Raw genomic sequence first — 26,754 nt, 5'->3', positions numbered from 1 at the left:
AACGAACTTAGAGAATAATCATCCCATCTCGATAAGTCAGTGCTGGCGAAACATCTTGCCCAAGTAATACAGGGCCATCGAGGTCGACAATCTCAGATTGAACCGCGATAGGCAGCGCTGCACGCATCGCCAATGAAGTACCGAGCATACAACCCGACATCAGAGTAAATCCAAGCCTTTGCGCTTCTTCGGCAAGTGCTAACGCCTCTGTCAAACCACCGGTTTTATCAAGCTTGATGTTAACCATTTCATACTTGCCCAATAGCGATGAAAGCTGCGACGTGGTGTGGCAACTTTCATCAGCACACAATGGGATTGGATGCTTGATGTGTGCCAACGACGCATCATGCTGCTGAGGCAGAGGCTGTTCTATCATCGCTATATCAAACTCTGTCAGCTGATTGAACAGCTCTTCGAGGTTCAATCCTGTCCACGCTTCATTAGCATCCAGTACAATTTGAACACCTTCGGCGGCTTCTCGTACCGCACGAACATGTTCAATCACCTGCTCGCCATCTAGCTTTACTTTCAGTAATTTCGCGCCATTCTCCACATAGTCATGCGCTTGTATTGCCATTGCTTCTGGCGTACCAATGGAGACTGTCATTGCGGTAACCATTTGCTCTGGCAACTCAAACAAGCTAATTGGAAATATCTGGTCTTTCTGCTGTGCTTCGAAATCCCAAAGCGCACAATCGACCGCATTTCGCGCTGCGCCTCCGGTCAATAAAGACTGAAGATGATCTCTTAGCTCTGCAGGATCGGTCATGCCTCGTTCAAACATAGCTTCAAGTGCGCTAGAAGCCTGTTGGATTTGCGCCAGCACAGACTCCGATGACTCGCCATATCGTGGGTAAGGCGTACACTCACCTTGCGCTTGTTTGCCGTCATGTTCAATGTAAACACGAACAACGTGACACTCAGTTCGGCTGCCTCGAGATATTCGGAAAGGCGTTTGCATCGCGATAGTAATGGGTTCTGCTGTAATCTTCATAATTTCACTCGGTTGATGTTCGCTTTAACAAATGGAAACGTAGAAATGATGAAACCGTTAAAGTGAATGTCGCAAATGATCAGTAATATGTTGTACACCAAAACGAACTGGATCCGTCACTGGTACTTGATAAAGTGTGGTCCATTCTTGGCACAATATCTCAGCATCTTCAATGCTAATTGCTGATGTATTTAAACAGATGCCAACCAATTGTACGTCCGAGTTCGTAAGTCGCGCAGCTTGCAAGTTAGCTTCAATGGTCTGTTCAATCGTTGGCAATTGCGCGTGAGGAAGGTTGCGAATATGTGGTCGCCCTACTTCGTGACACAACACCAAAGCGTCAGCTTGTGCGCCATGCAATAAACCTAAACTCACGCCCGCAAAAGATGGATTGAACAACGAACCTTGGCCTTCAATGATGTCCCACTCGTGGTCAGTAAAATCGGGGCTAATCGCTTCAACCGCGCCAGAAATAAAATCGGCAACGACTGCATCAATCGAAATACCACAGCCTTCAATCAAGATACCTGTCTGGCCTGTCGCTTTAAACTGAGCTGATGTGCCCGCTTCTTTAAGCGACTTTTCAATGGCCAACGCCGAGAACATTTTACCGACTGAGCAATCCGTTCCTACCGTTAGAAGACGCTTACCTTGACGAGGTTTACCATTACCCACGTTCAGGTCACCATCAAAATGGCGTACATCATGAAGCTTAGTCAATCCTCGCTGTTGCATGTCAGCAAGCGGTGAAAATTCACTCAGCCGTTGGTGCATGCCAGATGCAATATCAAATCCCATTTCTGCTGCTGCCAATATGGTTGGCTGCCACGAATCAGGAATAACACCGCCAGGGTTTGCTGTACCAATCACTAGAGTTTTAGCACCCTGCGCTCGCGCCTCTTGTAAGGTCATATCCGTTAAGCCAAGAGAAACAGTTTCGTTCGTTAAACGCAGTTGGCCTAAGCAGATTTCTGGTCGCCATTGGTGAATACCACGGGCTGTTTTTGCGGCTAATGGGTCAGTAACATCCCCAAGAAAAAGAAGGTAAGGTTGAGCGATAGACATGAGTATTCCTAATTAATAAGTCCTTGTATGGAATTACTTTAATTAAGAAGTTAAAGGCTGCCGAATGCCTATTTATCGGCACCCTATAACCTTAGGTTATAGGGTAAATATTGCTCTTCAATGAAGTGATGAACTGCTTAACAGAAATAGACTGAGGAGTGTGCTCTGCGCAAAGCATCGAAACCGAAAATTGAATATCCGGTTGCAATGGCAACACACAAACCGACTCATCGTTTTGATAGTGCTCCGCAGTCCAAGGGTCGACAATCGCAAACCCCGCTTGGTGCTTGACGAGCTCTGCAGCTGCGCTATAGCTACGAACTGTAATAGGGTGATGATAACTGCTATCACGAGCAGAAAGATTCTGATGGAGAAGCAAACCAATAGGGTCCCTGCTATCAAGTCCAATGATAGGCAAAGGGTGTTCGATGAGCTCTTCGAGGGTCGGCGCTTCAGACAACGATTCAACCATACCTGCCGGAATTAACACCTTAAGAGATTGAACCAACAACACTTCACTTAATATCGCAGGCGGCGTTTCATCGCCAAAAGCAATCGCAATATCAAGTTCATGCTTGAGTAAGCCTTCACACAACTCATCTCGGTTTGCGGTCAGCAACTCAAACGAAAGTCTTTGTATGCCGGACTGTTGATCCCGTGACATCTGGGCTACTACTGGAGTCAACAATTTGGTGGCAAGGATAGGAGGCGCACCAATGCGTAAGTGCTGTTGCCCTTGTTTGACTTTATTGGTCAAAGAGCGAAATTGCCCTAATTGCTGATACACCTTCTCGGCTTCTGGCAGTAATGCTTTGGCTTCAATGGTAGGAACTAAACGCCCTTTCACCCGTTCGAATAATCCAAACCCAAGCTGCTGCTCAGTATGAGCAAGAATGCGAGTAACGTTGGGCTGAGAAACGTACAGATTACGTGCAGCACCAGATACCGTGCCTGTCTGCATTATGGCGTAAAAGACTTCCAGTTGTCTTAGGTTCAAATCAGTATCCTTATGGTTACGAAATAAGCTCAGAGCTTGGTTTCTCTTGTATCAGCTAAATTGCCTATCTGTGTGAGTTTAGTTCAGTAACTCTGTTATCGTGGGCACCAGAACCTCAGCCCACACCTGATAAGCCCTGCCATTCAAATGTAAATCATCACACGTGTATTCATTCGACAAGTGTTGATTGGGCGCTAATACCGCATTCACATCTAAAAACTCGATGCCATGCTGCGCACAGTAATCTTTTAGCTTTCTATTTAAAGACTCAACACTTGGGTTTAAGCTTTGCAGCTTAGTACCAACATAAAGTGTCGACTGCACCAACACTTGGATACCATTATCTCGCCATATGTTGACCATTTTTACGTAGTTGTCATACACATGTTCAACGCCGTAGCCTTGAGCCAAGTCGTTGATTCCCGCCATGAAACAGACTAACTGGGGATTCGCGTTTAACGTGGTGTCAATACGTCGCAACATACCTAATGTGGTATCACCAGCCAAGCCGCGGTTAACCATAGAAATATCACGGAAAATATCAGCCCACGGTGCCCACTCAGTGATCGAGTCTCCAAACATCACTAAATCCGCTTGAGGTGAAAAGTGGCGATGATTATCTGATGTCATGATGTAACGACTCATGCTGTGACCTCGTTGCTGAATCTCTGATTGGATTGCGACCGCCTTGAGGATGTTACTGTCAGACGTCGTACCGTCGAATTGAGCCAGTACCCCTTCAATGTGAGGCTTCAAAGGGCTAAGTTGGGTGCTCAATTGATGTTGCTCTTTAAGGGAAGATAACCTCTCCAATAAATCATATAGAGAGCGATCTTTGCCGACGTTTTGAAATAACTGATATAAATCGAGGATAGGTTCTTGTTGCAGTGCGGCAAGTAATTGCTTGTCTTCCATTGTGTTATCTAACCCTTCCATTATCTATGATGTATCAAGATAATATCCGATAAACTGCAGGATAGATAACACTAGACAGCAGGAGTTACTTTTCTTTGATAACTAAATGATTACGGTTATCGCGGCTTTTCTTAATAAGCTCGTTGCTCTCGTCCATCTCGTCAGATTTTGCAAGGCGGTCATAAAGAAGAACATTCACGGTCGCAGCCAGGTTCATGCAGCCAACTGTCGGCACATACACAACGTGGTCCGCTCTATCAGCAACATCTTGGGTAATAGAACCGTCCTCTGGGCCGAAGATATAAATCGCATTTTCTGGGTGCTTAAAACGCGGCAGTGGTGTTGCACCTTCAGCAAGCTCTACACAAACGATCTTGGTTTCTGGATCAAGGTTATCCAAAAACGACTCAACGCCTGTCAACGGAATAGTGCGCGTAGCACTCTTAGTATCGGTGTGAAATTTAGCCGCTTTTTCGTAGCGTTGCCCTGTGTATCTAACTTCGTCGACTTGGTAACAACCAGCCGCGCGCATAACAGCACCAACGTTTGTCGGGCTCTTTGGGTTAGTTAAACCAATAGTCACATGGCTTTTGTTCATGAATCTTTCTCACTTAACGAATAGACATAGCAAGGTGCTACAAAGCGTCGCATTCTAACAAAGCAACGTCTAATTCAAAAGCAGAGAAACAACCAAGCCTATCAAGGACTGAGCACTTAGTTACATAGGTCAAAAAAGGCTAAAACCCAACCACCATCAAGTTTACAAAACAAAATCACTTTCGGATAACAATTAGACCATAAGCGCATTTACATTTTGAAACCACATTAATAATGTGTTGATAACGGCATGAATAATCGCACAGGAAACGTGATATGACCCTAACCATCAAAAACCGCCTCTATATTCTTTCGTTCATACCTTTATTGGTAATGGCGTTGGGTATGATGAGTGTGACTTACATGAAAAGTACAGAGCTGACCGCGCAGCAAGTAGAATCAACGCGTAGCAATATGATGGCGATGAAAGAAAAGGAACTCAAAGCGTACCTGCAAATGGCCTACTCTTCGATCAGCCCATTTTTAGATAAAGGCGCAACACTGGAAGAGGCACTACCGACATTAAGAACGCTAGAATATGGCGAATCTGGTTATATTTTTGGTTATGACTCTAAAGGCGTTCGAGTCGTTGTTGGGCAAAATAACGATGGTATTGGTAAAAACTATTACGACCTGCAAGACAAGAAAGGCAATTACCTGATTCGTGACCTAATCAAGAACTCGAAACTAGGCGAATTCACCACCTACTACTTTCCAAAACTTGGTCAATCTGAAGCCCTACCAAAACTCAGCTACTCAATATTCATTCCGCAGTGGGATTTAATGCTTGGTACCGGTTTTTATACTGACGACATTGATGCGGTCATCGCAGAAATGAAAGAGAGCTCGAACGCTGCACTGCAAAGCTCATTGACTGCCATCGCTATTTTCTGTGGATTAATCGCCCTAGTGGTTGCCGTGTTTGCAGTAGCAGTTAACCGAACAATTATGAAGCCACTTGAGCAATTTGACCGTTCAATCAGCGCATTCGCGAGTGGTGAAGCTGATTTAACCGCTCGAATGGAAACCTTCAAAGCGCCAGAGTTCACTAAGCTCAGTGAGAACTTCAATGCCTTTGTAGCAAGCCTGCAAACCATCATTCGCAGCGTAAGTGATGTGGGTCAGCAAGTAGTAGCGGAGACATCTAGCATGTCTTCTCGCGCTGCGCAGGTTGACGAAATTGCAACAGGGCAACGTGAAGAGACAGAACAAGTTGCAACGGCGATGACAGAGATGACCACAACGGCGCAAGAGATCTCAAGCAACGCAAGTCAAGCAGCCGATTCAGCGAAACTTGCAGAGGGCAACGCGAAAGAAGCGCAGCAAATAGTGAACGCAGCTGCAGATTCGGTTGCAGGCCTAGCGAGCGAAGTATCTGAAGCCAACACCGTGGTGTCTCGTTTAGAGGGCGATGTGCAGAATATCTCCTCTTCGTTGGCGGTAATTCAAGACATTGCTGAGCAAACCAATCTATTAGCATTGAATGCAGCAATCGAAGCGGCTCGTGCTGGTGAACAAGGTCGTGGGTTCGCAGTTGTTGCGGATGAGGTTCGTAAACTGGCAAGCCGCACTCAAGAAAGTACCGGTGACATCCACAAAATGATCCAGCAGTTGAAAGCCGCCTCGGATGCAGCAGTAAAAGCAATGGACTCGAGCCAAAATCGAAGTGCTCAAACGGTGGAAGAAGCGAATGCCGCAGCCGCAGCACTTGCTAAAATCCAAGCGTCGATTGATACCATCATGGATATGAACTCGCTTATTGCTACAGCAACTGAACAGCAAAATATTGTGGGCCAAGAGATATCTCAGCGTATTGTGGTGATTTCTGACCAAAGCTCGCAATCGGCTGCACTAGCAAACCAAAACCGTACAGGTAGCCAAAACCTCAACAGTCGAGCAAATGAGCTATATCACTTGGTGGATCGCTTCACGGTCTAATACATTTTCGGTCTAGTAAGCAGTAATCAAACGCAACTTAACTTCTAAAACACATCGGGCTTCAGAATCTCTATTCTGAAGCCCGAATTTTATCTATGGATGGTTGGATAACAGAAATAACACCTAGTAGGGCTAAGCTCCAACTCCAGCTTTAACGCAATCTTGATTTAAAGGGCAATGCTCGCACTTTGGCTTAGGATTACAAAACTGCTGCCCATGTTCGACTAACAAGCCATGATAATAGCCGTACTTTTTGGTATCTAAGGGGATCACGCTCTCCATCAAACAGCGGAATTTTTCATACGATTTAGGCACATCCAGCCCGTTGCGAGTAAAGATCCTTCTCGCGTATGCGTCAATCACAAAAGACGGTTTGCCTATCGCATACACCAGAATAGCGTCAGCCGTTTCGCCACCAATCCCTTTCACTTCCAGCAATTCTTTTCGTAACTGATTCTTATCCTGTTCACGAACAGCAGACATATCGTATTGGTACTTCGAAAACCACTCTGTCACAGCCTTCAACTTAATGGCTTTCTGATTGTAATAACCACTGGATCGCACTTTTTGGGCAAGATCATCGAGATCCATCTCAGCAACCGATCTTGGCTCGCACTTATCACCTAAATTCGTTAATGCCTGTTCTGCATTTTTCCAATTGGTGTTCTGAACCAGAATAGCACCTAGGATTATCTTGTAAGGGTCATCCCGTTGCCACCAATCAAAATAGCCATAATGTTGCTCTAGTGCATCGAACACACCGAGTATCAGGTCGTTTGGGCTAATTTCATTGTTTTGGCTTGCCGTCATAGAACTAATCTAATTGCTCAGAAAGGAAATCCACCAGCAAGCGAACCTTTGAGGACAAGTTACGGTTCTGAGGGTAAAGCGCCCAAATTCCCTCTTTATCGTCACGAAAATCAGTCAAAACCTCAACCAACTCACCCGATTCAAGATCTTCACTTACGTAATACTCAGGTAACTGCACCAAGCCGATACTTTGCTTTGCTGCATCTAATAGAGCCAAACCACTATTACACTTAATTCGGCCATTCACTCGCACCGCGCGAGGGCGCTTGTTCTCTTTAAAACGCCAGTGCTCAAAGCCACCCACTAAACATTGGTGGTTACTCAGCTCAGAAAGCGTATGAGGCTCACCATAGCGTTCGATGTAGTCAGGACTAGCACACACATAAAGTTGTCGTTGTGATAGCTTTTTTGCCACGAGGCTTGAATCTTCTAATCTGCCTAAACGAATCGCTACATCAACACCTGAATCGATAAGATCAAGCTTTTGGTTGGTTAGCATCAGCTCTAATTCAACTTGCGGATAGAGCTTTAAAAACTTATGCAGAATCGGAGCCAATTGACGTTCGCCATAAGTGACTGGCGCAGTAACTTTCAAAAGCCCTTTTGGCGTAGATTGCATTTGAGTCACAGCAAGCTCAGCAATTTCTAACCCTTCAACCAACAACTTACATTGTTGATAATAGAGTTGACCCGCTTCAGTTAAAGAGACTTTACGGGTTGTTCTGTTCAGGAGTTTAACCGCTAGGCGCTCTTCGAGGTTAGCCACTCTGCGGCTGATTTGAGCAACTGACGTAGCAAGCTTCTGAGCAGCTCCCGTAAAGCTTTCACGCTCCGCTACGGCTACAAACTCACTTACCCCTTCCCAATTGGCCATACTTTTACCTTATGATGAACGATGATTACCCATACAGTGTATTGAAGTTACAAATAAGTGTCACCTAGCTTGATATGCTCTGCGCATAAATCTGTCCTAGCTACAATCACTCGAAATCATTCCAACCAATCCCTGACATTTCTAAATATTCCTTACTGAACACTAACAAAATCGTCATTTTCCCTGACACTCATCTTACCACTTCGTTGGTATGTTGGTTCTGTACCGGAACACAGGTACTTCAACAAAGTAAGGTACTCCTATGAAAAAATTAATCATACTTGCATCAACTCTTGTACTCAGCACAACAGCGTTTGCAGCAACTAAAACAACGATTCAAGAAACAACGCTTAAATCTGATACATTTGTTACTGAAGCGGAAGCATACGATGCAGGAACTAACCTTATGGATGAGCTAAGCGCAAAAACACCTTTTGAGCTTTCTAGAGAACTGCCACAGTTCCAACAAACAACAAAATACGATTCGTTCAAGATTGATGACGCAAATATGGAAGTGAAAAAAATCACTAACATGAGCGGCGATATCCATTACCAAGCGAATGTAAAAGTTGACTACCGTTACACATACAAAGACGGTCGTAGCAGCTAACAAAACATTATTTACAAGGTCGGAAAAACGAGCTGGTATTTAAAAAAGAAAGCCCGCACTCATTGAGTGCGGGCTTTTTTATGGTTCATCACGAATTCGTGAGGGCTAAAAACGAGCCCTACTACTGGCTCATATTCAAAACCTAAACTTCAAACTGAGAAACAAGACCGTCCAGCATTTCACATTGCTCCGCCAGTGCCATGCATGCATTCTCAGCACTGCTTGCCATTTCAACCATCTGCATGGTGCTTTCAGCGATGCGTTGTACGTTCTGATTCACTTCTTCCGATACCTGAGATTGTTGAGAAGCCGCTGTTGCGATTTGCGTATTCATCTCGTTCATCATACCGATAGAGTTACGAATTTCACTCAGTGAGGATGCAGCAGTCCCAGCTTGAACAATCGTCTTCTCACCGCTGATCTTGCTTTCATTCATCACGCCAACCGCTTGTTGTGCGCCCTGCTCTAAACGCTCAATCATCGACTGAATTTCGCCCGTGCTATCTTGCGTTTTACTTGCTAAGGCTCTCACCTCATCAGCCACAACTGCAAACCCACGGCCTTGCTCACCAGCACGAGCAGCTTCAATTGCCGCATTCAACGCCAGTAGGTTAGTTTGCTCTGCGATGCCTCGAATGACACCAAGAATAGAAGCAATGTTCTTCACATCACTATCGAGTTCATGAACCACGCCACTTGCATTGTCAATGTCATGTGCCAGACGTTCAATAGAACTCACAGTTAAGCCCAATGTTTTATCAGCCGACTCAACTTCACGATTGGCCGTATTACTCGCAGAAGCAGCATCAAGAGCATTTCCACTTACCGCTTCGCTCGTTGCTTGCATCTCATGAACAGCCGCAGCCACCACTTCGCTTTCTTGCTGCTGATTAGCAGAGAATTGAGCAACACTTTGTGTCAGAGACTTAATGTTTTCCATCTCTGAACGTACTGCATTAGATGCCAAGATCACCTGCTCCACCGTAACGTGGATCTTGCCTACAAATTGGTTAAATGCAGAGCTCAAGCGTGCAATTTCATCATTCCCGTTCACAGCCATACGCTGCGATAAGTCACCATCACCAGAAGCGATTTCACTCATCGCCTTTTCTACACCTTGGATAGGTTGAACGATAAAACGATTCGATAACCACATAGCAAAGCACGCAGCGAAAATAGCAACGGCCATACCTACTTCAATGATCACCTTACTTGCTTCAATCGAGTCGTCAGCTTGCTTACGTAACTCGGCTTGTTTCACTTCAATCAAAGTTCGGATTGAACGCAGTTGCTTACGAATAATGGCAAACTCAGCGTCAAGCTGATGCGAGTAATCAATATTGTATTGATGAGCATTGGCAGGATCAGCAAACATAGGCTCGTGCAGCGACACCCACTTGCTCATCGCATTAACAAGCTTCGACAGCTCACCGCGAGAAGAAGGATCCAACACACCTGCTGTATATAGAGTTTGCACGCTTTCAAAACGAGGAACCGCTTTGTAAGCATTATCTCTAAATTCAAATTTTTGGTAATCAATCGCCGCTTGGTCTTTAGCAAGTAAAAGGCCTTGAGCCGAAGCAATGACTTGGTAGATGTCGCGGTAACCGTCTTCTAGGTTGTCTAACACAGGCTGAACTACATTATTGAGTTCATTGTTGATCGCCGCTTGCGCATTAGATTTAATGACATTAAGTACAGTTACAGTGGAGAACACAATCACGATGACCATTAATGGAATCGCGATTTTGCTCCTAATAGAAAGGTTGTTGATACTCATAAAGGCTAATAACCACACAGTAAATAGGGATGCGGGCATAATATACCGTATCAATATTCAACACTGCCATGAGTTTGTGAACCTCATCTCATAGCAAACGTTATCGTTCAGGTGGTGGTTGTTTATTTAGCCAATAGTCAACTCATACAGGAGGCAACTGCTGACAATATTCGACTTATTTGCGGCTAACGCATGCTAACACTGGCGATGTGTTAGAAATAACACCATAATGTACGGCTCAAAAGTAAATAGGTATAAACATGAAAATTTGTGGTGTTGAAATCAAAGGTAATGATGCAATCATTTGTCTACTTTCTCTGTCTGATGGCGTATTTAACATTCCTGATTGTCGCGTTTCAAAAGTCGCAATTGGCGATGCAAACGACACGCAAAACATGAAAGATTTTCAATTCTCTTTCGCAAAACTGATGGAAGATTACCAAGTAGATAAAGTGGTAATTCGTCAGCGCCAAACTAAAGGCAAATTTGCTGGCGGTGGCTTCGGTTTCAAACTAGAAGCGGCAATTCAGTTGATCGATGACCTAGACGTAACGGTTGTATCACCAGCTGACATCAAAGAGAGCCTTAAGCGCAACCCTCTTATGATGAAGTTCAAAGAGACTGGCCTTAAGCAATACCAAGAAGCACCGTTTACCACGGCATATGCTTGCTTGATGCAGCGCTAATCAAAAGTCGCTAGAAAGTAATTGATAAAGAAAGAGCCTGTTGAACAGGCTCTTTCTTGTATTCTGAGAGCATAAACGTTACACAATAATAATCGTAATTAAGGTTCCTAACGCCGCTAAACTAAACGAAATCAGAGTCACTCCACCACCTATAACAGCACCAATGACAGGAATGACACTCGCTACTACAGCAATTGGGCGCAACAATAGAAAAAAGCCAGCCCACATAAAAGCAAACCCTCCGAAACGTAATGCCCAAGTCGCAAACGTATTTTCTCTATGCGCCTTTTCAAACATCTCATCCTTAGTTTTTACACCATATTGCAGCAAACTTAATGGGCCACTTTTCGTATTCCAAGCGCGAAACCCATCCTCAATCTGCTGAGCCACAATAGAGACGACAGCAGGCTCAACAATATGAAAAGTAATCTTCATATCGCCGATACTTGGCGTGTCTGGATCATTACCTATGTAATACCCCTTTTGATCCTTAGATACATGACCATATGCTTGCTCACCCAACAACAAGTCTGAGTCAGCCTCAATTTCCACATATCGACTCATCATACGAGAGAGCTCATACGGAAATTCGAAACCGCCAAAACGCATATTCTCAGCATTGTAAACAGTGGTTTTGAAAGCTACTGATTCAGGGTTACGATACTGTTTTTGTTTAAAGATCGTCGAGTCGTTCAAACGCTCTGACCAAACTTTACGATAAGTGTAAGTTGTGACCTCTTTCTCGGTCCCATCAGACAATTTTTGTATGTGAGTTCTACGCGACTCTTTCCATTGATACACCTGAACTCTTCGCTTTAGGTGAATACCAACAGCTTTGATACCGAATTCGGAGTCAACCAAGATATCCTCTGTACTAGCTAAACCATAAGTGTGAACCAATTTCCGATTGTTGTTCCAATCACGCTGATCAGATGCAATCGAAATGGCCGCTTTCTGTCCCTGCTTAAGCACTTTTTCACGATGGTCAGAGCGATGCTCATTGGCATACAAAGCAAATAGAGCAAGAGAAATGAGAAATACCCCAAACCCCAGATCACTGATCGAAGCCTTCACTCTCTGGCTCCAGGTACGTTCTTTGACTACCGAATACTCTTGCCCTTCGCCATCATAGTACTGTGATTCGGAATACGTATTCTCATTAGTTTCAAAACTTGGATCTACGTTATTGGAGCTATCATGGTCAGTCATTGGTTCCCCTAATCGTTAATGCAATGCCTTATTGAGTACTCGTACTCAATAAAGTTAAAAAAATGCCCATATCGACATCCTAGATATGGGCACCCATGCGCATTATAGAGAGTTAATACATAAGAACAAGGCTAGTTAACCAACAAATCATTGCTGTAACTTATTGTTCATATACATAATAAGCGTACGACCTAGAGCGACATCCATCACTTCTTGTGCTTCGCTATCACCGATGTGCAGAGCCAATACACCAGTGAGTCGAGTGACCGCTTTTGTCGTAGCAGGAGCAGAAACCGGTGCCAGAGCATTAGTCATAATAATATGTAGGCATTCGCGGAAAATTTTATTGTCGTTTAACGAACACTGCCATGAATTCAAAAATGCGATTCGGCTAGTAAAGTCTAAAAATTGAGTCGCTTGTTCGAACACCTTCCCTTCTAATGCATGAGCAAATTGCATCTTGTTGGCGTAATAACGTTGTAACGATGATTTAGTGACGCCCATCTCTTTCGCAATACGGTCATAAGTAACCGCATCCCAACCTTCACTAAAAAACAAATTGAGGATGCACTCATCGTACATTTTCCGTTTACGTTGTATCTCTTCTGCACTGATCCGGGCCATATGTCCTCTGAGATGAATAACTATCGGTAACACAGTGTACTTTACACCGGCGATCATAAATTCCAATAGGATTCACTGTTCAATTCATCGGTTCAATGCTGCTTGCCTACGGAATTTAAGCAGTTCAGGCTTTTTTACCACCAAATAAACCGCGGCGGCAGACAAGGCGAAGCCCATTGCCCCGTAGATGTCGAACGACTCACCGAAGATAAGCCAAGCTTGAATTGCTGTCGTCGGTGGAACGAGATAGAACACTGATGCGACACTTGAAGATGCGCCATGTTCTACCATATACAGCAGTAACAATATTGCGATACAAGACAATACAACCACCAACCAGATTAGCGTTAACGTAAATTCTACCGTCCAGTTAACCTGCATAGTTTCGTAGCGCATTGCGAACGGCAGAAACAGCGCTGCCGAAGCCAAGTATTGCACCATCGCACCACCCACCATATCTGTCCCCTGACAAAAGCGTTTCTGGTACAAAGTGCCGCATGTAATGCCTACTAGAGAGACTAAGCACAGTAAGGTCGCCATGCCTTTTTGATCGTCAGATTGCCACTCAATGTTGCCCATCAATACCAAACTAATTCCGGCAAAACCAAGCGCTAACCCCAACCACTGCGCGAAGTTAAAACGCTGGGATGTACAACTGACCATAATCAACGCTGTGAGAATCGGTTGCAGGCCAACCAGTAGAGAACTCAATCCCGCAGGCATACCCCAATCTATCGCTAAGTATGTGCCTCCTAGGTAGAAACCATGGATCAAGATACCGACAACACAAGCATGGAAAAATGCACGTCCTCTTGGAATCTGTCGTTTAAGGATGGCAATTAAAACTAAGAACAACGCGACGTTCGCCACCATCCTAAGTGAAAGTAATGTGGCAGGTTCCGCGTACTCAACACCCAAACGGGCACCAACAAAACCCGACGACCACAATATTACAAACACGAACGGTATCATTTTAATTAGCATCACAAACCTCTGGTCAACTCTTCATCAATGCTGTTACCTTAGTTGGGTACAGATAACTAATAAAGATACAGACATAACACTTTAAATGGTTACAGATTGAGTATGAGCATCGAGGGAGAACAGCGTGGAATCAGAACTTAGCGGCAATAAATATCTCGCTACTGAACAACATATTAAGGCTCAGATTGATAAAGGGCTCTACCACCCAGACGATCGCCTTCCCTCCATTCGCCAATTAAGTGAACAACTTGGTGTGAGTAAAAACACCGTGATTCGAGCCTACCAAGAGCTAGAAGCAACAGGTTGGGTATATTCAGTGCCCAAGTCGGGTTATCGGGTAAAGACACCCAATACAACAAGTTGGGATGCACCAAGCCAACCTCAAAAAGTCGACCTCTTGTCAGTAACTAAGTCGGTGCTCACTCGGCCAAAAGGGCGATTAAAACTCTTAGCAGGCTCTGCACATCCCAATATTAACAACCCCGCGATCCGTAGCTTGTATGCCGAAATCGGTCGCCACAGTCGTTTGCAAACGCAACTGCCCGGCTATTACCAGTTACCGCCCGGCGACGAACAGTTAGTAAAACAATTGTTAAAGATCACCCATGATCTAGGCGTTCCCGCGGGATCGAAAGAGATTGCGATCACTCATGGCGCGCAACAAGCGATCAGTTTGGCGCTACGTGCATTAACCAAGCCGGGGGACATCGTGGCAGTAGAATCACCCTGTTACTTCGGTAACTTACTACTGCTCGAATCACTTGGTTTACAGGCCTTAGAAATCCCGAGCAGCGTTAGCCACGGAGTCGACATTCCATCACTACAAAATGCGCTTGATAAATGGGATGTCACCACCATTCTGCTAACGCCTAATTTCACCAATCCCACTGGCTCAAGGATGCCATTAGCTAACCGGAAAGCACTGCTAGAAATCAGTGGCTCACTGCCCATAATCGAAGACGATGTGTTCGGTAGTTTGGCGTTTGATGCGCCGATTGCGAGCTTGAAAGAGCTCGATAACCAAGACAGAGTCATCTACGTCAACTCTCTATCAAAAACCTTAGACTCACGCTTGCGAGTCGGCTGGCTACTATCCGGTCGTTACCAGCCTTTGATCGAAAAGTACCTCCTGTGCGACAACATGGGGAGCTCCAACCTAATGCAATCGGCAGTGGGACAGTTCCTCACGACGGGTAAATATCGTAGTCACTTATCCAAAATGAAACGCCTCTATCAAACCAATCAAAAGCAGTTTCAAAGCCTGTTAATACAAGCTTTGGATAGTTACCCGCACCTTGTCGGGTGCTACCACCTATCAAAGCCAGAAGGGTCATTTTTAAACTGGATAACCTTGCCGGAATCCGTCGATAGCTACGCTGTCTATCAAGATTGCTTAAAGCACAAGCTGGGGATCTTACCTGGGACAGTATTTGGCACCAATGACCAATATAAGCACTGCTTACGCTTCACTGTTGCCAATATCGAAGAGACAAAAGAGTGGAAAGAAGGCGTGGTCACGCTGGCTCGTATAATCGCTAAACACACGCGCTAGGTATTACCGAGCTAAACTCACTTGATTAGCGTTAACAAGGTTTGACCTTATTAACATTTTCAACAGCAAAGATTCGATACACTCGCAGCCTTTCAATGCCTAGTGGAGCAAAACGTGGCAACCATAAAAGATGTCGCAGCACTTGCAGGAGTTTCAACAGCAACGGTTTCACGTGTATTAAACCGTACCTGTTATGTTGAGCCCATCACCTTGGAACGTGTCGAACGAGCGGTAAAAGAGCTTAACTACCACCGAGATGCGCGTGCCACTGCCTTAGCAAGCCGCAGCAATAATACACTCGGCTTGTTAACAGGGAATTTAGCCGACCCGTTCTTTGCACTTGTCGCTAAAAGCGTTGAAGAGGTCGCCAGAACCAATGGATACCAGCTGGTGGTGGTCAGTGGTGGTCACAATGCACAGCGTGAAAAAGAAGGGCTCGATTTTCTTATCAGCCAAGGCTGTGAAGCCATGGTTATCCACTCAAAAATGCTCGATGACGAAACCTTACTTCGTTACGCTGCTCAACTACCCGCTATGGTGTTACTCAACCGAACCATCGCACAGATATCAAACCGTTCAGTATGGGTAGACAACCGACTTGGTGCTCAAGTCTCTGTTCAGCACCTGATTCAACTCGGACACAAACAGATTGCCTACGTATCAAGTGATCTGCCCATTGAAGATAGAACCGACCGACTACAGGGCTACCGAGATGCAATGGAAGCCGCCAATATCGAAATCAAGCCTAACTGGATCATCAGCCAGAGCTTCAGTGAATCTGGAGGGGAGGCAGCGGGCGATATCATAGCAAGCCGATGTCCAGAGGTGACAGCCGCAGTTACCTTTAATGATGTGATGGCCGCGGGTTTAATGACAAGTTTACACGACCAAGGGATTACCGTTCCTGACGATATCTCTGTGATTGGTTTTGATGACGTTCTACTGGCTCGCTATCTCTACCCTCGGTTAACCACTATGCATAACCCTATTGATGAAATGTCGACTTATGCGGCTAACCTAGCGATTAAATTGAAGTCCACAGGATACGCGCCACCGAAGCAGCATAAATTCGAAGCAACCTTGGTTGAAAGACAGACCGTAAAGCCAATCAAGCGCTAAAATCAAACAAAACGTGACCAAAATCTCATGTACACACCTCATGTAACCGCTTACATGAAAACAGTGTTGAAGTCGCACTTTAGATTTCAGAGCACGCTTATTATCCATTCCGAACAAACCCTACATTCACCTGAGGACAACAAATATGAATAACTCAAAGCCTCTACCATCGTTCGGATTAGCACTAGCGCCCATCGCCGTTATGTTTGCGCTACTTGCTATTGGATACGGTGTTTTAGGACTTCGCATTGAAGTTCTGCTACTCATTTCCGCGACTTTCACAGCATGTATAGCTTGGAAGATGGGCTACAACTGGGATGACATCATCAACGCGATCGTTGAGAAACTCGCAAAAGCGATGCCTGTCATTTTGATTTTGGTATCTGTGGGTGGCCTGATTGCCAGCTGGATGATCAGCGGTACTATCCCTTACATGGTTTATTGGGGGCTTAAAGTCATCAGTGCCGAATACATACTCATCGCCGCCTTTTTTGTTACCGCTGTTGTCTCTGTATGTACTGGTACTTCTTGGGGCTCTGCGGGTACCGTTGGTGTCGCGCTGATGGGTGTTGCGGCTGGTCTAGATGTATCATTGGCAGCTGCCGCGGGTGCTGTTGTTTCTGGCGCATATTTTGGCGACAAGATATCCCCTCTTTCAGACTCTACTAACTTTGCTCCTGTCGTTTCAGGTACCACACTCTACGAACACATTCAGCACATGCTTTACACAACGCTACCTGGCTTTGTGATTGCTTCAGTTGTGTTCTTCTTTGCTGGTCAAAGCGCTGACATTACAACCGTTGGCGAGCCAGAAAAAGTGACTCAAATCCTTGCTGGATTAGACAGCCTTTATAACTTCAACATTCTTTTGATTATCCCACCAGTGATGATTCTTTGGGGTGCATTAACCAAAAAACCTGTACTGCCACTAATGTTAGGTGCATCTGCACTTGCGATTATATTGGGTATGGTTTTACAAGGCTTCTCTCTACAACAAGGTTTCCAAGCTTATGTAGACGGCTTCAATGTTGCTCTATTTGAAGCAAAAGGTACGGCGATTGATGGATTGATTCCTGATGTATCTAAGCTGCTAAACCGTGGTGGTTTGTTCTCAATGATGAGCACTATCCTACTGGTTTTCTGTGCGTTCTCTTTTGCTGGAATCTTAAGCCTAACGGGTGCTTTGAATGTGGTACTCGGTCGATTCCTACACCTAATTCACTCAACAGGACAGTTGATTGCGGCAACGGTTGTTGCAACCATCACGGTAGTATTCACGACCTCTGACGGCAAACTCGCACTTCTTATCCCAGGCGAATTGTTTCAAAACGCTTACCGCAAAATGGGGCTAGATACTAAGAACCTATCAAGAACCATCGAAGATGCAGGCACGATTATCGAGCCACTGGTTCCTTGGACCGCTGCGGGTATTTACATGGCAAGCACACTAGGTGTGGCAACGTTAGATTACCTCCCTTGGGCTATCCAATGTTACACCGGTATCATTTTCGCTCTGATTTATGGCTTCACTGGATTTGGTATCGCCCCTGCAAAACCAGAACAGTTAGAAGACTCAGCAGAAACTTCTCTAGCTCACAGCACTAAGTAAGGCTCACATCCAATGAACGCTTTCGACAATACAATTAACCGCCGAAATACTGGCTCGGTCAAATGGGATTTTATGGAGCAGAAACTTGGGCTAGAAGGCTCAGATCTACTGCCGATGTGGGTATCAGACTACGACTTCCAAGCGCCTAAGAATGTTCTAGACCGTCTAACTAAAGACGTAAGCCATGGTATTTTTGGTTACTCAGAGCGTCAGGATGACTATTACCACGCTGCGATCAATTGGTTTAAAGAACAACACGATACCGACATCAAAAAAGAGTGGATGGCGACAATACACGGCGTATTACCCGGTATCGCGATCGCACTGCAAATGTTGACGGATAAGAATGATCAAATCGTCATCCAAAGCCCGGGATACGGCTCGTTTCGCAAGATCATCGAACTTAACGACCGCAAAGTACTAAACAATCCACTGAACGAATCTGAAGGGCAATACACGCTTGATTTTGCTCACTTGGAAGATTGCTTCGCCAGTGGTGCAAAAGCCTTAATCTTCTGCAACCCTCACAATCCGACAGGCAGAGCGTGGACAGAGCACGAGATCACACAGGTTGCCGAACTCTGCCAAAAATACAATGTTTGGCTAATCAGTGATGAGATTTGGAGCGATCTAACGCTTGCCCCCAACGTATTCTACTCATCATTAAGGTTACCGGCAGCTTTGACCGATAAACTCATCGTCGCGACGGCAGCAAGTAAAACCTTTGGTTTATCTTCACTGAGAATCTCGAACTTCATCATTCCAAATTTGGAGTTAAAGGAAAAATTTGTTCGCCGTTTGGATGCTCATGGCATGGATTGCTTCAACAGCCTATCAATGTCAGCAGCGACCACAGCGTATCAAGAGTGTGATTCTTGGTTAGCCGACCTAAAACGCTACTTACAAGACAACATCCATAGTCTTGATGGATTCTTAAAAACAGAGCTGCCTCATATTCGCTTCACAAAGCCTGAAGCGACCTACTTAGCCTGGGTAGATTGCAGAGCCTTACAAATCAGTGATCAAGCGCTGGAACAAAAGCTTATTGAAGCCGGTATTGTGCCGAGTATGGGATGTGCGTTTGGCGAAGAAGGTTCAGGGTTTATTCGTTTAAACCTAGGATGCCCCGCTGAAGTGCTGGCAGATGCCTTGGTAAGACTTAAAGCAGCATTAAGTAACTCGAAGTAAGTGACAAGCTAACGCTATTCAGCCCATGCTACAAAGCCCTGCAACTATGCAGGGCTTTTCATTTTTGGCAGCTAAATAGATAAATAGAAAGCTATCTAGATTAACCTTCCCATGCAAACTGTTCGAACACCTTGTCTACTGGCGTTTCAGCAACACGGTTTACATAGTTACTGATCACTTTCTGAGACAGGCCAAGAATCACTTCTAGCACTTGTTGTTGGCCATAACCTGCAGCGAAGAATGCTGCCATTTCACTTTCAGGCACATTGCCGCGGTTGCGAACCATGCTTAATGTAAAATCATGCAAAGCTTGCAGTTTCTCAGTAGGCATTGCTGTGCGATTACGCAGTGCTTCAGTAATTGCAGGATCAACCTTCATTGAGTGTGCAATGCCTGTATGTGCTGGTACGCAATAATGACATTCATGTTCAACGTTAATGGTTTGCCAAACAACTGTAAGCTCTTCTGCATCAAAAGATGAATCACTAAATGCTTGATGAAGCTGAGTATAAGCCTTAAGTGTATTCGGTGATTCGGCTAACACACCAAATAACCCCGGAACTCGACCCATCTGCTTTTTCGCACCCTCAAGAATGAGTTTGCTTTGTTCTGGTGCGGATTCTACTGAATGAATTTTGAAATTGCTCATCGTTATCTTCCTATCAATTCTGATTCTAAGTTTATTCCTTCACGAAGTAATGTGTGGCTATTCTCCGTTGGTGTGGAAATAATATAGAACAAACAAGAACGATCGTTCAAGGATTATTTGAACAATCGTTCAAAACATAGAAACACAAGTCAAACTGGTTTACTCATCGCTCGATATATTCCGACATGTATATATCAAACAAAACTCAACTGACTTTAGGACGAGCTATTGATTAACCGTAAATTACGCTTTGTTTTCATATAACTTCCACGTTCAGATGGAATTTTAGACATCTAGACACTTACCTTCCCTTATGGAAGGGTTCTACTATATAATGCGCGCCTTATTTTTATATTTGCCCAAAAAACGATCTCATTGAGACACATATTAATAGTGGCGAATATTGGTTCTTTATTATGCTTTATCTTTCAGTATTCGAGGTTATCTATGAACTTTTCAGCTAAAACAGTCGTCGTTATCGCTATTGGCGCGGCACTGTACGGCATTGGTGGTTTACCTATGTTTGGTGTCCCAGTGTTTGCTAACACGACATTAAAGCCAGCAATGGCAGTTCTAGCACTGTTTTCTGTTCTGTTCGGCCCGATTGTTGGCTTCTTAGTTGGCTTTATCGGCCACTGGGTAACGGACTTGTTCGCAGGTTGGGGCGTATGGCTAACTTGGGTGTTAGGCTCAGGCATAGTGGGTATGGTTATCGGTCTGTTTCCTATGGTAACCAAAAACCGCCTTCAAAAAGGCGAACTGCCAATGAAAGACTTTGCGTTGTTCGTTGTGCTTGCCCTTATTGGTAATGTTGTCGGATATGGCTGTTCTGCATTCTTAGATACTATTCTTTACGCAGAACCGTTCACGAAAGTCTTCACTCAACTGTCTATTATCGCTGCGGGTAACACCGTTCTGATCGCTGTTGTGGGTTTCCTGATCCTTAAATCAGTCGCTAAACGCAATAAGCAAAGCCGCAACCTGACTGAGGCATAAGCGATAATGACTATAGCATTTTCGAACTTCTCTTTTAGATATGAGTCGCTGGATAAACCGACGCTAAAAAATATCAATCTAAGGATAGAGAAAGGAGAGAAAATCGTCATTATTGGACCAAGTGGTAGTGGTAAATCTACCCTAGGTCAGTGTCTCAATGGGCTGATACCTCATGCAATCAAAGGTGAAGTATCCGGCTCTTTAGAGATCAACGGCAAAAACATTTCTGAGTTTTCGATGCACGACTATACCGAGCAAGTCGGCACGGTATTACAAGATACTGACAGCCAGTTTGTGGGTTTGAGTATCGGTGAAGATATTGCTTTCGCACTCGAAAACCAGTTGATGTCGAACATTGACATGTACCCGTTAGTTAAGTCGACTGCAAAAATGGTCGACCTAGCGGACATGCTTGAGCGCTCACCTCATGACCTTTCAGGAGGTCAAAAACAGCGAGTATCGTTAGCGGGCATCTTAGTTGATAACGTTGATATCTTGCTGTTTGATGAGCCTCTAGCAAGCCTTGACCCAAAAACAGGTAAGGCAACGATTGAGATCATCGACCAACTTCATAAAGAAACCAACAAGACTATCGTGATCATCGAGCACCGTCTCGAGGATGTCCTACACCGCAATGTCGACCGCGTGATCTTAATGGAACGCGGTGAAATCGTCGCAGACACTACACCCGATGAAATCTTGGCTTCTGAATTACTTGATACACACGGTATTCGTGAACCTCTTTACTTGTCGGCGCTTAAGGCGGCTAAAGCCCCATTGACCAGCGAAGATAAGCTGTCAAACCTAAAAGCTTTAGACTACAAAAGGTTCCGCCCTGCTGTTCAAGCTTGGTTTGCTGATCGCCCTGCCCCAGTTGCAGAAAAGCAGTACCCACCTTTACTTGAAGTTCATGGTCTAACTTATTCTTACGACGGTGAGAAGAACGCACTCGAAGATGTGAGTTTCAAGATTGGCAAAGGTGAGTTTGTTTCAATATTAGGTAAAAATGGCTCGGGTAAGTCCACCATCACTAAGATTGTTATGGGTGTGATTGATGCTGATTCGGGCTCTTCATATCTGAATGGAGAAGACTTGTCTGAACTTTCAATCTTCGAACGAAGCCAGAAAGTCGGCGTAGTGATGCAGAACCCAAATCATATGATCTCGCATCATATGATTTTCGACGAGATTGCATTTGGCCTTCGTAACCGTGGTGTTGCAGAAGGTCAAGTAAAAGAGAAAGTTGAGAACGTTCTTGATCTATGTGGGCTGAGCAAGTTCCGCCACTGGCCGATCGAAGCACTGAGCTACGGTCAGAAAAAACGTGTAACCATCGCGTCTATCTTAGTGCTGGAGCCTGAGCTTCTTATCTTGGATGAACCGACTGCAGGTCAAGACTACCGTAACTACACATCCATGCTGGCATTCATCCAAAAGCTTAACCGTGATTTGGGTATTACTGTTGTGATCATCTCACACGACATGCACCTTGTTCTCGAGTACACCACACGTTCGATCGTAATCGCAGACAGTAAGTTGATTGCGAATGCAGCGATGACGGAAGTATTTAGTCAACCATCACTTCTAGAGCGTGCAAACCTTTGTACCACCAGCATTTATGAACTCGCGACTATGATGAAAATCGACGACACCAATGCATTCATGCAGTACTTCATCGACTACGAGAGAAGTGCTCAATGAACGCATCAAAAGTAAAATTCGGCATCAATTACATTGATACAAAATCACCGCTTCATGCTCTCAATGGCATCACGAAATTTGCACTATTCCTAGCTTGGGTAACCGTTGTCCTTACAACCTTCGATCTCAGGCTCATTGTTGTTTTGATCCTGACTGGCTTATACCTATTAAAGCTGACTCAAGTTCCAGTGCGTGTTTACAAGCCGCTATTGATTGGTACCGCAAGTGTTCTGAGCCTGAACGCCTTATTCATGTATCTACTTGCTCCACAGCAAGGTACTGAGCTTATCGGCAGTGAAACTTTATTGCTGACATTGCCAGGTAACTACTCACTGAGCCAAGAGACTCTGTTTTACTTAGTGACCGTGACGCTTAAGTACATGAGCATGTTCCCGATAGCGTTGATTTTTGTCTTCACAACGCATCCGACTGAGTTTGCAGCGAGCCTCAACCGTATCGGCGTTCCCTACAAGATCGCCTATGCGGTCAGCTTAACATTGCGTTATTTGCCTGAAGTTAAAAAAGACTTCATCAATATCATGCATGCTCAGCAAGCTCGCGGTGTCGAACTATCAAAGAAAGCACCACTTATTACGCGCATCAAAAATGTGGCTAAGGTTCTAGGTCCACTCATTTTCTCTAGTTTGGACCGTGCAGACGAGATCTCAAACGCAATGACACTGCGAGGCTTTGGCCGACACAAAGCACGTACTTGGTATAGCTACGCGCCTTTGCAACGTATTGACTTTATTTGTTTGAGTATTATCGCTTTTATCGTTGTACTGGCCATCGCAAAACGGATTCTAGAACCTCATTTATTCTGGTATCCATTCTGAATCTATTAATTTACATATATAAACAACAACTTTAAATAATACACCGCTCAATAGGGCGGTGTTTTTGTATGCACTCAAATCTGTATAAAATTCAAGCAAATGGCCATTATTATCGTTTTTTAACGATAAACTGACTGTTTATTTACCTAAGGCGTTTGAGATTTAGCTCAGAAACTCTTAATATGCTTGTTTACAGAATGTTACACTCAATAGAGATTTGTAATGGCTCGAATTACTCAAGTACAGAAACTAGAAAACCAAAAGCACTACGATGAAATCGTACTAAACCTTTTTCTGGCTGAAGGACATGAAGCATTAACTTATGCAAGGATTGCTCAAGAAATTGGCATTAGTTTAACGACGCTTCAGGGCTATTATTCATCGACACGTGCTATCCGCTCAGTACTTCACAAGCACATGTTATCCGTTGTTGTAGAGAGTCTAGATTTCTCTTCAGAACAAGGATTTATTCAATCTTGGCAAAATGCTCTAGATGATGCGCAGTTCCGATACGTGATTAAATTGATGTTTTTCCACGCATCACAAGTTAACAGCCCTGAAGAGTTCAATATCAGCTCAGATGGTGAGTTTCGTAAGAAGATGTTTGAGAGCTTTGGAACTGATTCGGTTCGTATCCTTGAAACTGTCGTAGGGCGCTCAATGTTCTATCTAACGAACTTCAAGCAGCATTAAGCCAAACAGATAAAAACAAAAAGGGAGCCCGAAGGCTCCCTTTTTCATATTCTCAACTCGTTGAGTTCGTAAACTGATTTAGCTTTAGACTAGTCAGTTTATAAACTAATTAAGCTTGTAGACTAATTCAGTTTGTAGAAAACGGTCGATAGTGGCGGTAAACGCAACTCTATCGATGTATCTAAGCCCTCGCTTTCTACTGATTCAATCTCAGCCGTCTGCTTCACTTCAAAGCCACTGCCAGCGTAATCAGCCGAGTCAGTGTTCAGCAGCAGTGAGTACTTACCTTGTGCTGGAACACCGAGACGGAAGTGCTCGTGAGGAACAGGCGTAAAGTTAGATACCACCAACACTCGTTCACCCGACTCACTAATACGCTCATGCGCTAGAACACTTGCTTCAGCAGAGTCTTGAAGACGCCATTCGAAGCCTTTTGGATCGAAATCAAGGTCGTGCATGGCAGCTTCAGAGCGGTACAGATTGTTTAAGTCTTTGGTTAAACGCTGCACGCCTTGATGGCGCTCATAATCTAACAAGAACCATTGCAGTTGATCGTCATGATTCCATTCAGCCGTCTGACCAAACTCAGCACCCATGAAATTCAGCTTCTTACCCGGCTGCGCATACATGTAACCCATGTAAGCACGTAAGTTCGCCGTTTGCTGCCATTCATCACCAGGCATCTTATTATGGATAGAGCCCTTTCCGTAAACCACCTCATCGTGAGACAGAGATAATACGTAGTTCTCACTGTGTGCGTAAACCAGCGGGAAGGTAATCGTATCGTGGTGATATTTACGGTTGATTGGGTCTTCTTGGATGTAAGACAAGCTATCGTGCATCCACCCCATGTTCCACTTAAAGCCAAAGCCTAAGCCACCCATAAAAGTTGGTGCTGAAACACCTGGGAAAGCCGTTGATTCTTCAGCAATCGTCATCGCATTCGGGAAGTGTTTGTACACTTCTTCGTTCATCCACTTAAGGGTTGCGATAGCGTCGTAGTTTTCGTTGCCGCCGTCAACATTCGGGATCCATTGGTCATGGCTACGCGAATAATCGAGGTACAACATCGAAGCAACCGCATCAACACGAATGCCATCGATATGGAATTGTTCGAACCAGTACAGTGCATTGGCTACCAAGAAACGGCGCACATGCTCTTTACCTAAATCGTAAATGTACGAGTTCCAATCTTGGTGCCAACCACGACGTGGATCTGGATCGTGGAACAATGGCGTACCATCGAAGTTTGCTAAACCGTGATCATCGCTTGGAAAGTGTGCAGGTACCCAATCAAGAACAACGCCTAGGCCAGCTTGGTGACATTGGTCTACGAAGAATTTGAAGTCATCCGGAGATCCAAAACGACTCGTTGGTGCGAACAAGCCTATTGGCTGATAGCCCCAAGAACCGTAAAACGGATGCTCTGAAACTGGCATCAACTCAACGTGTGTATAACCAAGATCAGTTAGGTACGGAATGAGCTCTGCAGCAAGCTCACGGTAGTTTAGGAACTCGCCTTCGGCGTTACGCTTCCAAGAACCAGCGTGCAGTTCATAGAACGAAAGTGCCTCTTTACGTTTTTGCGTAACTGGGCGATTCTGCCATTGAGTATCTTGCCACTCGTAGCGAGCGTGATCGTAAGTAACCGATGAAAATGATGGGTATTGCTCAGAGTAGAAACCCCATGGATCAGCTTTGTGTGGTAAGCCTTCGCCATTAGGTCCTTTTAATTCAAACTTGTATTGAGCACCTTCTTCCAGTTCAGGAATGAATAGGCCCCACATACCATAATCTAAGCGTTGCATTGGATGGCGACGACCATCCCAAGCGTTGAAGTTACCTACCAAGCTTGCCGCTGTTGCATGCGGTGCGTAGACTAGAAATCGAGTACCCGAAATAACCTGACCATCACGCTCTAAAGTGACAAATTGAGCCCCCATGTGATGGTACATGTCTTTCGGTGTATGAAGATCTTCATAGCTAGCATAGAGTTCATGATACTGGTACGGATCATCAATGATCTGCTCTTTCCCAGCCCAATCTACTGCTAACTTGTAATGGGTAAAACGTAAGTCTCTTTCTTGCTTAAGAATGAAACCACTTTCACCCTCCCGCGCTAACTCAATACGAGGTTCCTTTCCAACAATCAACTCGACCTTATCCGCCCCTGGAATCCATACGCGTAATGCACCTTGATCAGAAGGTAAGTATGGCCCTAGAAAAGCAAAAGGATCAGTAAAACAAGCCTGTGATAGTTGGGTATATATTTGTTTTTGCTTTGAAATCGAACTTAGTTCCAAAACGTTTCTCCCTAACCAAACATCC

The 26,754-nt window shown here is 44.7% G+C and carries 24 protein-coding genes; 11 read left to right on the top strand and 13 right to left on the bottom strand.

Features of this window, described 5'->3' with window-relative positions:
* Positions 1-7: 7 nt before the first annotated feature.
* From dgcA to IHV80_RS18475, 5 genes are all read right to left on the bottom strand, one after another.
* Positions 8-994, bottom strand: a complete 987-nt coding sequence (gene dgcA, locus IHV80_RS18495) for an N-acetyl-D-Glu racemase DgcA (RefSeq protein WP_192891793.1) — start codon at positions 992-994, stop codon at positions 8-10.
* A 57-nt stretch (positions 995-1,051) separates the two neighbouring features.
* The gene (dgcN, locus tag IHV80_RS18490) at positions 1,052-2,059 is read right to left on the bottom strand and encodes an N-acetyltransferase DgcN (protein WP_192891792.1); all 1,008 of its coding nucleotides are present in this window, start codon (positions 2,057-2,059) and stop codon (positions 1,052-1,054) included.
* Positions 2,060-2,150: 91 nt separating this feature from the next.
* A complete protein-coding gene (locus tag IHV80_RS18485) occupies positions 2,151-3,056 on the bottom strand; it encodes a LysR family transcriptional regulator (RefSeq protein ID WP_192891791.1) in 906 nt (301 codons plus the stop codon).
* Positions 3,057-3,134: 78 nt separating this feature from the next.
* Entirely contained in the window at positions 3,135-3,971 is an 837-nt protein-coding gene (locus IHV80_RS18480; protein WP_192891790.1) for an SGNH/GDSL hydrolase family protein, read from the bottom strand.
* Positions 3,972-4,056: 85 nt separating this feature from the next.
* The gene (locus tag IHV80_RS18475) at positions 4,057-4,569 is read right to left on the bottom strand and encodes an RNA methyltransferase (protein ID WP_192891789.1); all 513 of its coding nucleotides are present in this window, start codon (positions 4,567-4,569) and stop codon (positions 4,057-4,059) included.
* A 275-nt stretch (positions 4,570-4,844) separates the two neighbouring features.
* Here IHV80_RS18475 and IHV80_RS18470 point away from each other — a divergent pair, with 275 nt between their 5' ends.
* The gene (locus IHV80_RS18470) at positions 4,845-6,506 is read left to right on the top strand and encodes a methyl-accepting chemotaxis protein (protein WP_192891788.1); all 1,662 of its coding nucleotides are present in this window, start codon (positions 4,845-4,847) and stop codon (positions 6,504-6,506) included.
* A gap of 132 nt (positions 6,507-6,638) precedes the next feature.
* On the opposite strand, the gene IHV80_RS18465 is transcribed toward IHV80_RS18470, so the two are convergent.
* Together IHV80_RS18465 and IHV80_RS18460 are read right to left on the bottom strand one after the other, a co-directional pair.
* Positions 6,639-7,316, bottom strand: a complete 678-nt coding sequence (locus tag IHV80_RS18465) for an endonuclease III domain-containing protein (protein ID WP_192891787.1) — start codon at positions 7,314-7,316, stop codon at positions 6,639-6,641.
* Positions 7,317-7,320: 4 nt separating this feature from the next.
* Positions 7,321-8,190, bottom strand: a complete 870-nt coding sequence (locus tag IHV80_RS18460) for a LysR family transcriptional regulator (protein ID WP_192891786.1) — start codon at positions 8,188-8,190, stop codon at positions 7,321-7,323.
* 262 nt (positions 8,191-8,452) lie between these two features.
* Here IHV80_RS18460 and IHV80_RS18455 point away from each other — a divergent pair, with 262 nt between their 5' ends.
* Positions 8,453-8,800 carry a DUF3316 domain-containing protein gene (locus tag IHV80_RS18455; protein ID WP_017076504.1) on the top strand — a complete coding sequence of 116 codons (348 nt, stop codon included), beginning with the start codon at positions 8,453-8,455 and terminating at the stop codon, positions 8,798-8,800.
* Positions 8,801-8,942: 142 nt separating this feature from the next.
* On the opposite strand, the gene IHV80_RS18450 is transcribed toward IHV80_RS18455, so the two are convergent.
* A complete protein-coding gene (locus IHV80_RS18450) occupies positions 8,943-10,580 on the bottom strand; it encodes a methyl-accepting chemotaxis protein (protein WP_192891785.1) in 1,638 nt (545 codons plus the stop codon).
* Positions 10,581-10,840: 260 nt separating this feature from the next.
* Between IHV80_RS18450 and IHV80_RS18445 the strand changes: the two genes are divergently transcribed.
* A complete protein-coding gene (locus IHV80_RS18445) occupies positions 10,841-11,266 on the top strand; it encodes a DUF3010 family protein (protein WP_102485869.1) in 426 nt (141 codons plus the stop codon).
* 78 nt (positions 11,267-11,344) lie between these two features.
* Here the strand turns inward: IHV80_RS18445 and IHV80_RS18440 are convergent, their stop codons facing one another.
* The 3 genes from IHV80_RS18440 to IHV80_RS18430 all read right to left on the bottom strand — a co-directional run bounded on the left by IHV80_RS18440 (position 11,345) and on the right by IHV80_RS18430 (position 14,083).
* The gene (locus tag IHV80_RS18440) at positions 11,345-12,475 is read right to left on the bottom strand and encodes a TMEM43 family protein (protein WP_192891784.1); all 1,131 of its coding nucleotides are present in this window, start codon (positions 12,473-12,475) and stop codon (positions 11,345-11,347) included.
* A gap of 147 nt (positions 12,476-12,622) precedes the next feature.
* The gene (locus tag IHV80_RS18435; protein WP_192891783.1) at positions 12,623-13,099 is read right to left on the bottom strand and encodes a TetR/AcrR family transcriptional regulator; all 477 of its coding nucleotides are present in this window, start codon (positions 13,097-13,099) and stop codon (positions 12,623-12,625) included.
* Positions 13,100-13,183: 84 nt separating this feature from the next.
* Positions 13,184-14,083, bottom strand: coding sequence for a DMT family transporter (locus tag IHV80_RS18430; RefSeq protein WP_192891782.1), 900 nt, complete (start codon positions 14,081-14,083; stop codon positions 13,184-13,186).
* Between the two features lie 124 nt (positions 14,084-14,207).
* Here IHV80_RS18430 and IHV80_RS18425 point away from each other — a divergent pair, with 124 nt between their 5' ends.
* From IHV80_RS18425 to IHV80_RS18410, 4 genes are all read left to right on the top strand, one after another.
* Positions 14,208-15,635, top strand: coding sequence for an aminotransferase-like domain-containing protein (locus IHV80_RS18425; RefSeq protein WP_192891781.1), 1,428 nt, complete (start codon positions 14,208-14,210; stop codon positions 15,633-15,635).
* A gap of 114 nt (positions 15,636-15,749) precedes the next feature.
* Complete coding sequence (locus IHV80_RS18420) at positions 15,750-16,754, top strand: LacI family DNA-binding transcriptional regulator (RefSeq protein WP_192891780.1); 1,005 nt, start codon at positions 15,750-15,752, stop codon at positions 16,752-16,754.
* A 145-nt stretch (positions 16,755-16,899) separates the two neighbouring features.
* Positions 16,900-18,363: a Na+/H+ antiporter NhaC gene (gene nhaC, locus IHV80_RS18415; protein ID WP_192891779.1), complete on the top strand. Its 1,464-nt coding sequence runs from the start codon at positions 16,900-16,902 to the stop codon at positions 18,361-18,363.
* Between the two features lie 12 nt (positions 18,364-18,375).
* Positions 18,376-19,551 (top strand): MalY/PatB family protein, encoded by a 1,176-nt coding sequence (locus IHV80_RS18410; protein ID WP_192891778.1) that lies wholly within the window; start codon positions 18,376-18,378, stop codon positions 19,549-19,551.
* 100 nt (positions 19,552-19,651) lie between these two features.
* On the opposite strand, the gene IHV80_RS18405 is transcribed toward IHV80_RS18410, so the two are convergent.
* Positions 19,652-20,200 carry a carboxymuconolactone decarboxylase family protein gene (locus tag IHV80_RS18405; protein WP_192891777.1) on the bottom strand — a complete coding sequence of 183 codons (549 nt, stop codon included), beginning with the start codon at positions 20,198-20,200 and terminating at the stop codon, positions 19,652-19,654.
* A gap of 447 nt (positions 20,201-20,647) precedes the next feature.
* On the opposite strand from IHV80_RS18405, the gene IHV80_RS18400 reads away from it, so the two are divergent.
* From IHV80_RS18400 to IHV80_RS18385, 4 genes are all read left to right on the top strand, one after another.
* On the top strand, positions 20,648-21,196 hold the full coding sequence (locus tag IHV80_RS18400) for an ECF-type riboflavin transporter substrate-binding protein (RefSeq protein ID WP_192891776.1): 549 nt from the start codon (positions 20,648-20,650) through the stop codon (positions 21,194-21,196).
* A gap of 6 nt (positions 21,197-21,202) precedes the next feature.
* Positions 21,203-22,897 carry an ABC transporter ATP-binding protein gene (locus tag IHV80_RS18395; RefSeq protein ID WP_192891775.1) on the top strand — a complete coding sequence of 565 codons (1,695 nt, stop codon included), beginning with the start codon at positions 21,203-21,205 and terminating at the stop codon, positions 22,895-22,897.
* Entirely contained in the window at positions 22,894-23,733 is an 840-nt protein-coding gene (locus IHV80_RS18390; protein ID WP_192891774.1) for an energy-coupling factor transporter transmembrane component T family protein, read from the top strand. The genes IHV80_RS18395 and IHV80_RS18390 overlap by 4 nt, the downstream gene beginning before the upstream one ends.
* A gap of 222 nt (positions 23,734-23,955) precedes the next feature.
* On the top strand, positions 23,956-24,426 hold the full coding sequence (locus IHV80_RS18385) for a TetR/AcrR family transcriptional regulator (protein ID WP_192891773.1): 471 nt from the start codon (positions 23,956-23,958) through the stop codon (positions 24,424-24,426).
* Positions 24,427-24,548: 122 nt separating this feature from the next.
* Here the strand turns inward: IHV80_RS18385 and glgB are convergent, their stop codons facing one another.
* Entirely contained in the window at positions 24,549-26,729 is a 2,181-nt protein-coding gene (gene glgB / locus IHV80_RS18380; protein WP_192891772.1) for a 1,4-alpha-glucan branching protein GlgB, read from the bottom strand.
* Positions 26,730-26,754 lie beyond the last annotated feature (25 nt).

Source organism: Vibrio bathopelagicus, from assembly GCF_014879975.1.
Classification (GTDB): Bacteria; Pseudomonadota; Gammaproteobacteria; order Enterobacterales; family Vibrionaceae; genus Vibrio; species Vibrio bathopelagicus.
Note: the sequence above shows the minus strand (reverse complement) of the source record. Positions and strands in the feature narration are given on the sequence as shown.

Bases quoted from the DNA above. Each gene is read 5' to 3' on its own strand.
- dgcA (WP_192891793.1), bottom strand. From the start codon at position 994: ATGAAGATTACAGCAGAACCCATTACTATCGCGATGCAAACGCCTTTC.
- IHV80_RS18430 (WP_192891782.1), bottom strand. From the start codon at position 14,083: ATGCTAATTAAAATGATACCGTTCGTGTTTGTAATATTGTGGTCGTCG.
- IHV80_RS18465 (WP_192891787.1), bottom strand. From the start codon at position 7,316: ATGACGGCAAGCCAAAACAATGAAATTAGCCCAAACGACCTGATACTC.
- IHV80_RS18450 (WP_192891785.1), bottom strand. From the start codon at position 10,580: ATGAGTATCAACAACCTTTCTATTAGGAGCAAAATCGCGATTCCATTA.
- IHV80_RS18405 (WP_192891777.1), bottom strand. From the start codon at position 20,200: ATGAGCAATTTCAAAATTCATTCAGTAGAATCCGCACCAGAACAAAGC.
- dgcN (WP_192891792.1), bottom strand. From the start codon at position 2,059: ATGTCTATCGCTCAACCTTACCTTCTTTTTCTTGGGGATGTTACTGAC.
- IHV80_RS18435 (WP_192891783.1), bottom strand. From the start codon at position 13,099: ATGGCCCGGATCAGTGCAGAAGAGATACAACGTAAACGGAAAATGTAC.
- IHV80_RS18440 (WP_192891784.1), bottom strand. From the start codon at position 12,475: ATGACTGACCATGATAGCTCCAATAACGTAGATCCAAGTTTTGAAACT.
- IHV80_RS18395 (WP_192891775.1), top strand. From the start codon at position 21,203: ATGACTATAGCATTTTCGAACTTCTCTTTTAGATATGAGTCGCTGGAT.
- IHV80_RS18410 (WP_192891778.1), top strand. From the start codon at position 18,376: ATGAACGCTTTCGACAATACAATTAACCGCCGAAATACTGGCTCGGTC.
- IHV80_RS18385 (WP_192891773.1), top strand. From the start codon at position 23,956: ATGGCTCGAATTACTCAAGTACAGAAACTAGAAAACCAAAAGCACTAC.
- IHV80_RS18390 (WP_192891774.1), top strand. From the start codon at position 22,894: ATGAACGCATCAAAAGTAAAATTCGGCATCAATTACATTGATACAAAA.
- IHV80_RS18475 (WP_192891789.1), bottom strand. From the start codon at position 4,569: ATGAACAAAAGCCATGTGACTATTGGTTTAACTAACCCAAAGAGCCCG.
- IHV80_RS18455 (WP_017076504.1), top strand. From the start codon at position 8,453: ATGAAAAAATTAATCATACTTGCATCAACTCTTGTACTCAGCACAACA.
- IHV80_RS18445 (WP_102485869.1), top strand. From the start codon at position 10,841: ATGAAAATTTGTGGTGTTGAAATCAAAGGTAATGATGCAATCATTTGT.
- IHV80_RS18460 (WP_192891786.1), bottom strand. From the start codon at position 8,190: ATGGCCAATTGGGAAGGGGTAAGTGAGTTTGTAGCCGTAGCGGAGCGT.
- IHV80_RS18470 (WP_192891788.1), top strand. From the start codon at position 4,845: ATGACCCTAACCATCAAAAACCGCCTCTATATTCTTTCGTTCATACCT.
- IHV80_RS18480 (WP_192891790.1), bottom strand. From the start codon at position 3,971: ATGGAAGACAAGCAATTACTTGCCGCACTGCAACAAGAACCTATCCTC.
- IHV80_RS18400 (WP_192891776.1), top strand. From the start codon at position 20,648: ATGAACTTTTCAGCTAAAACAGTCGTCGTTATCGCTATTGGCGCGGCA.
- nhaC (WP_192891779.1), top strand. From the start codon at position 16,900: ATGAATAACTCAAAGCCTCTACCATCGTTCGGATTAGCACTAGCGCCC.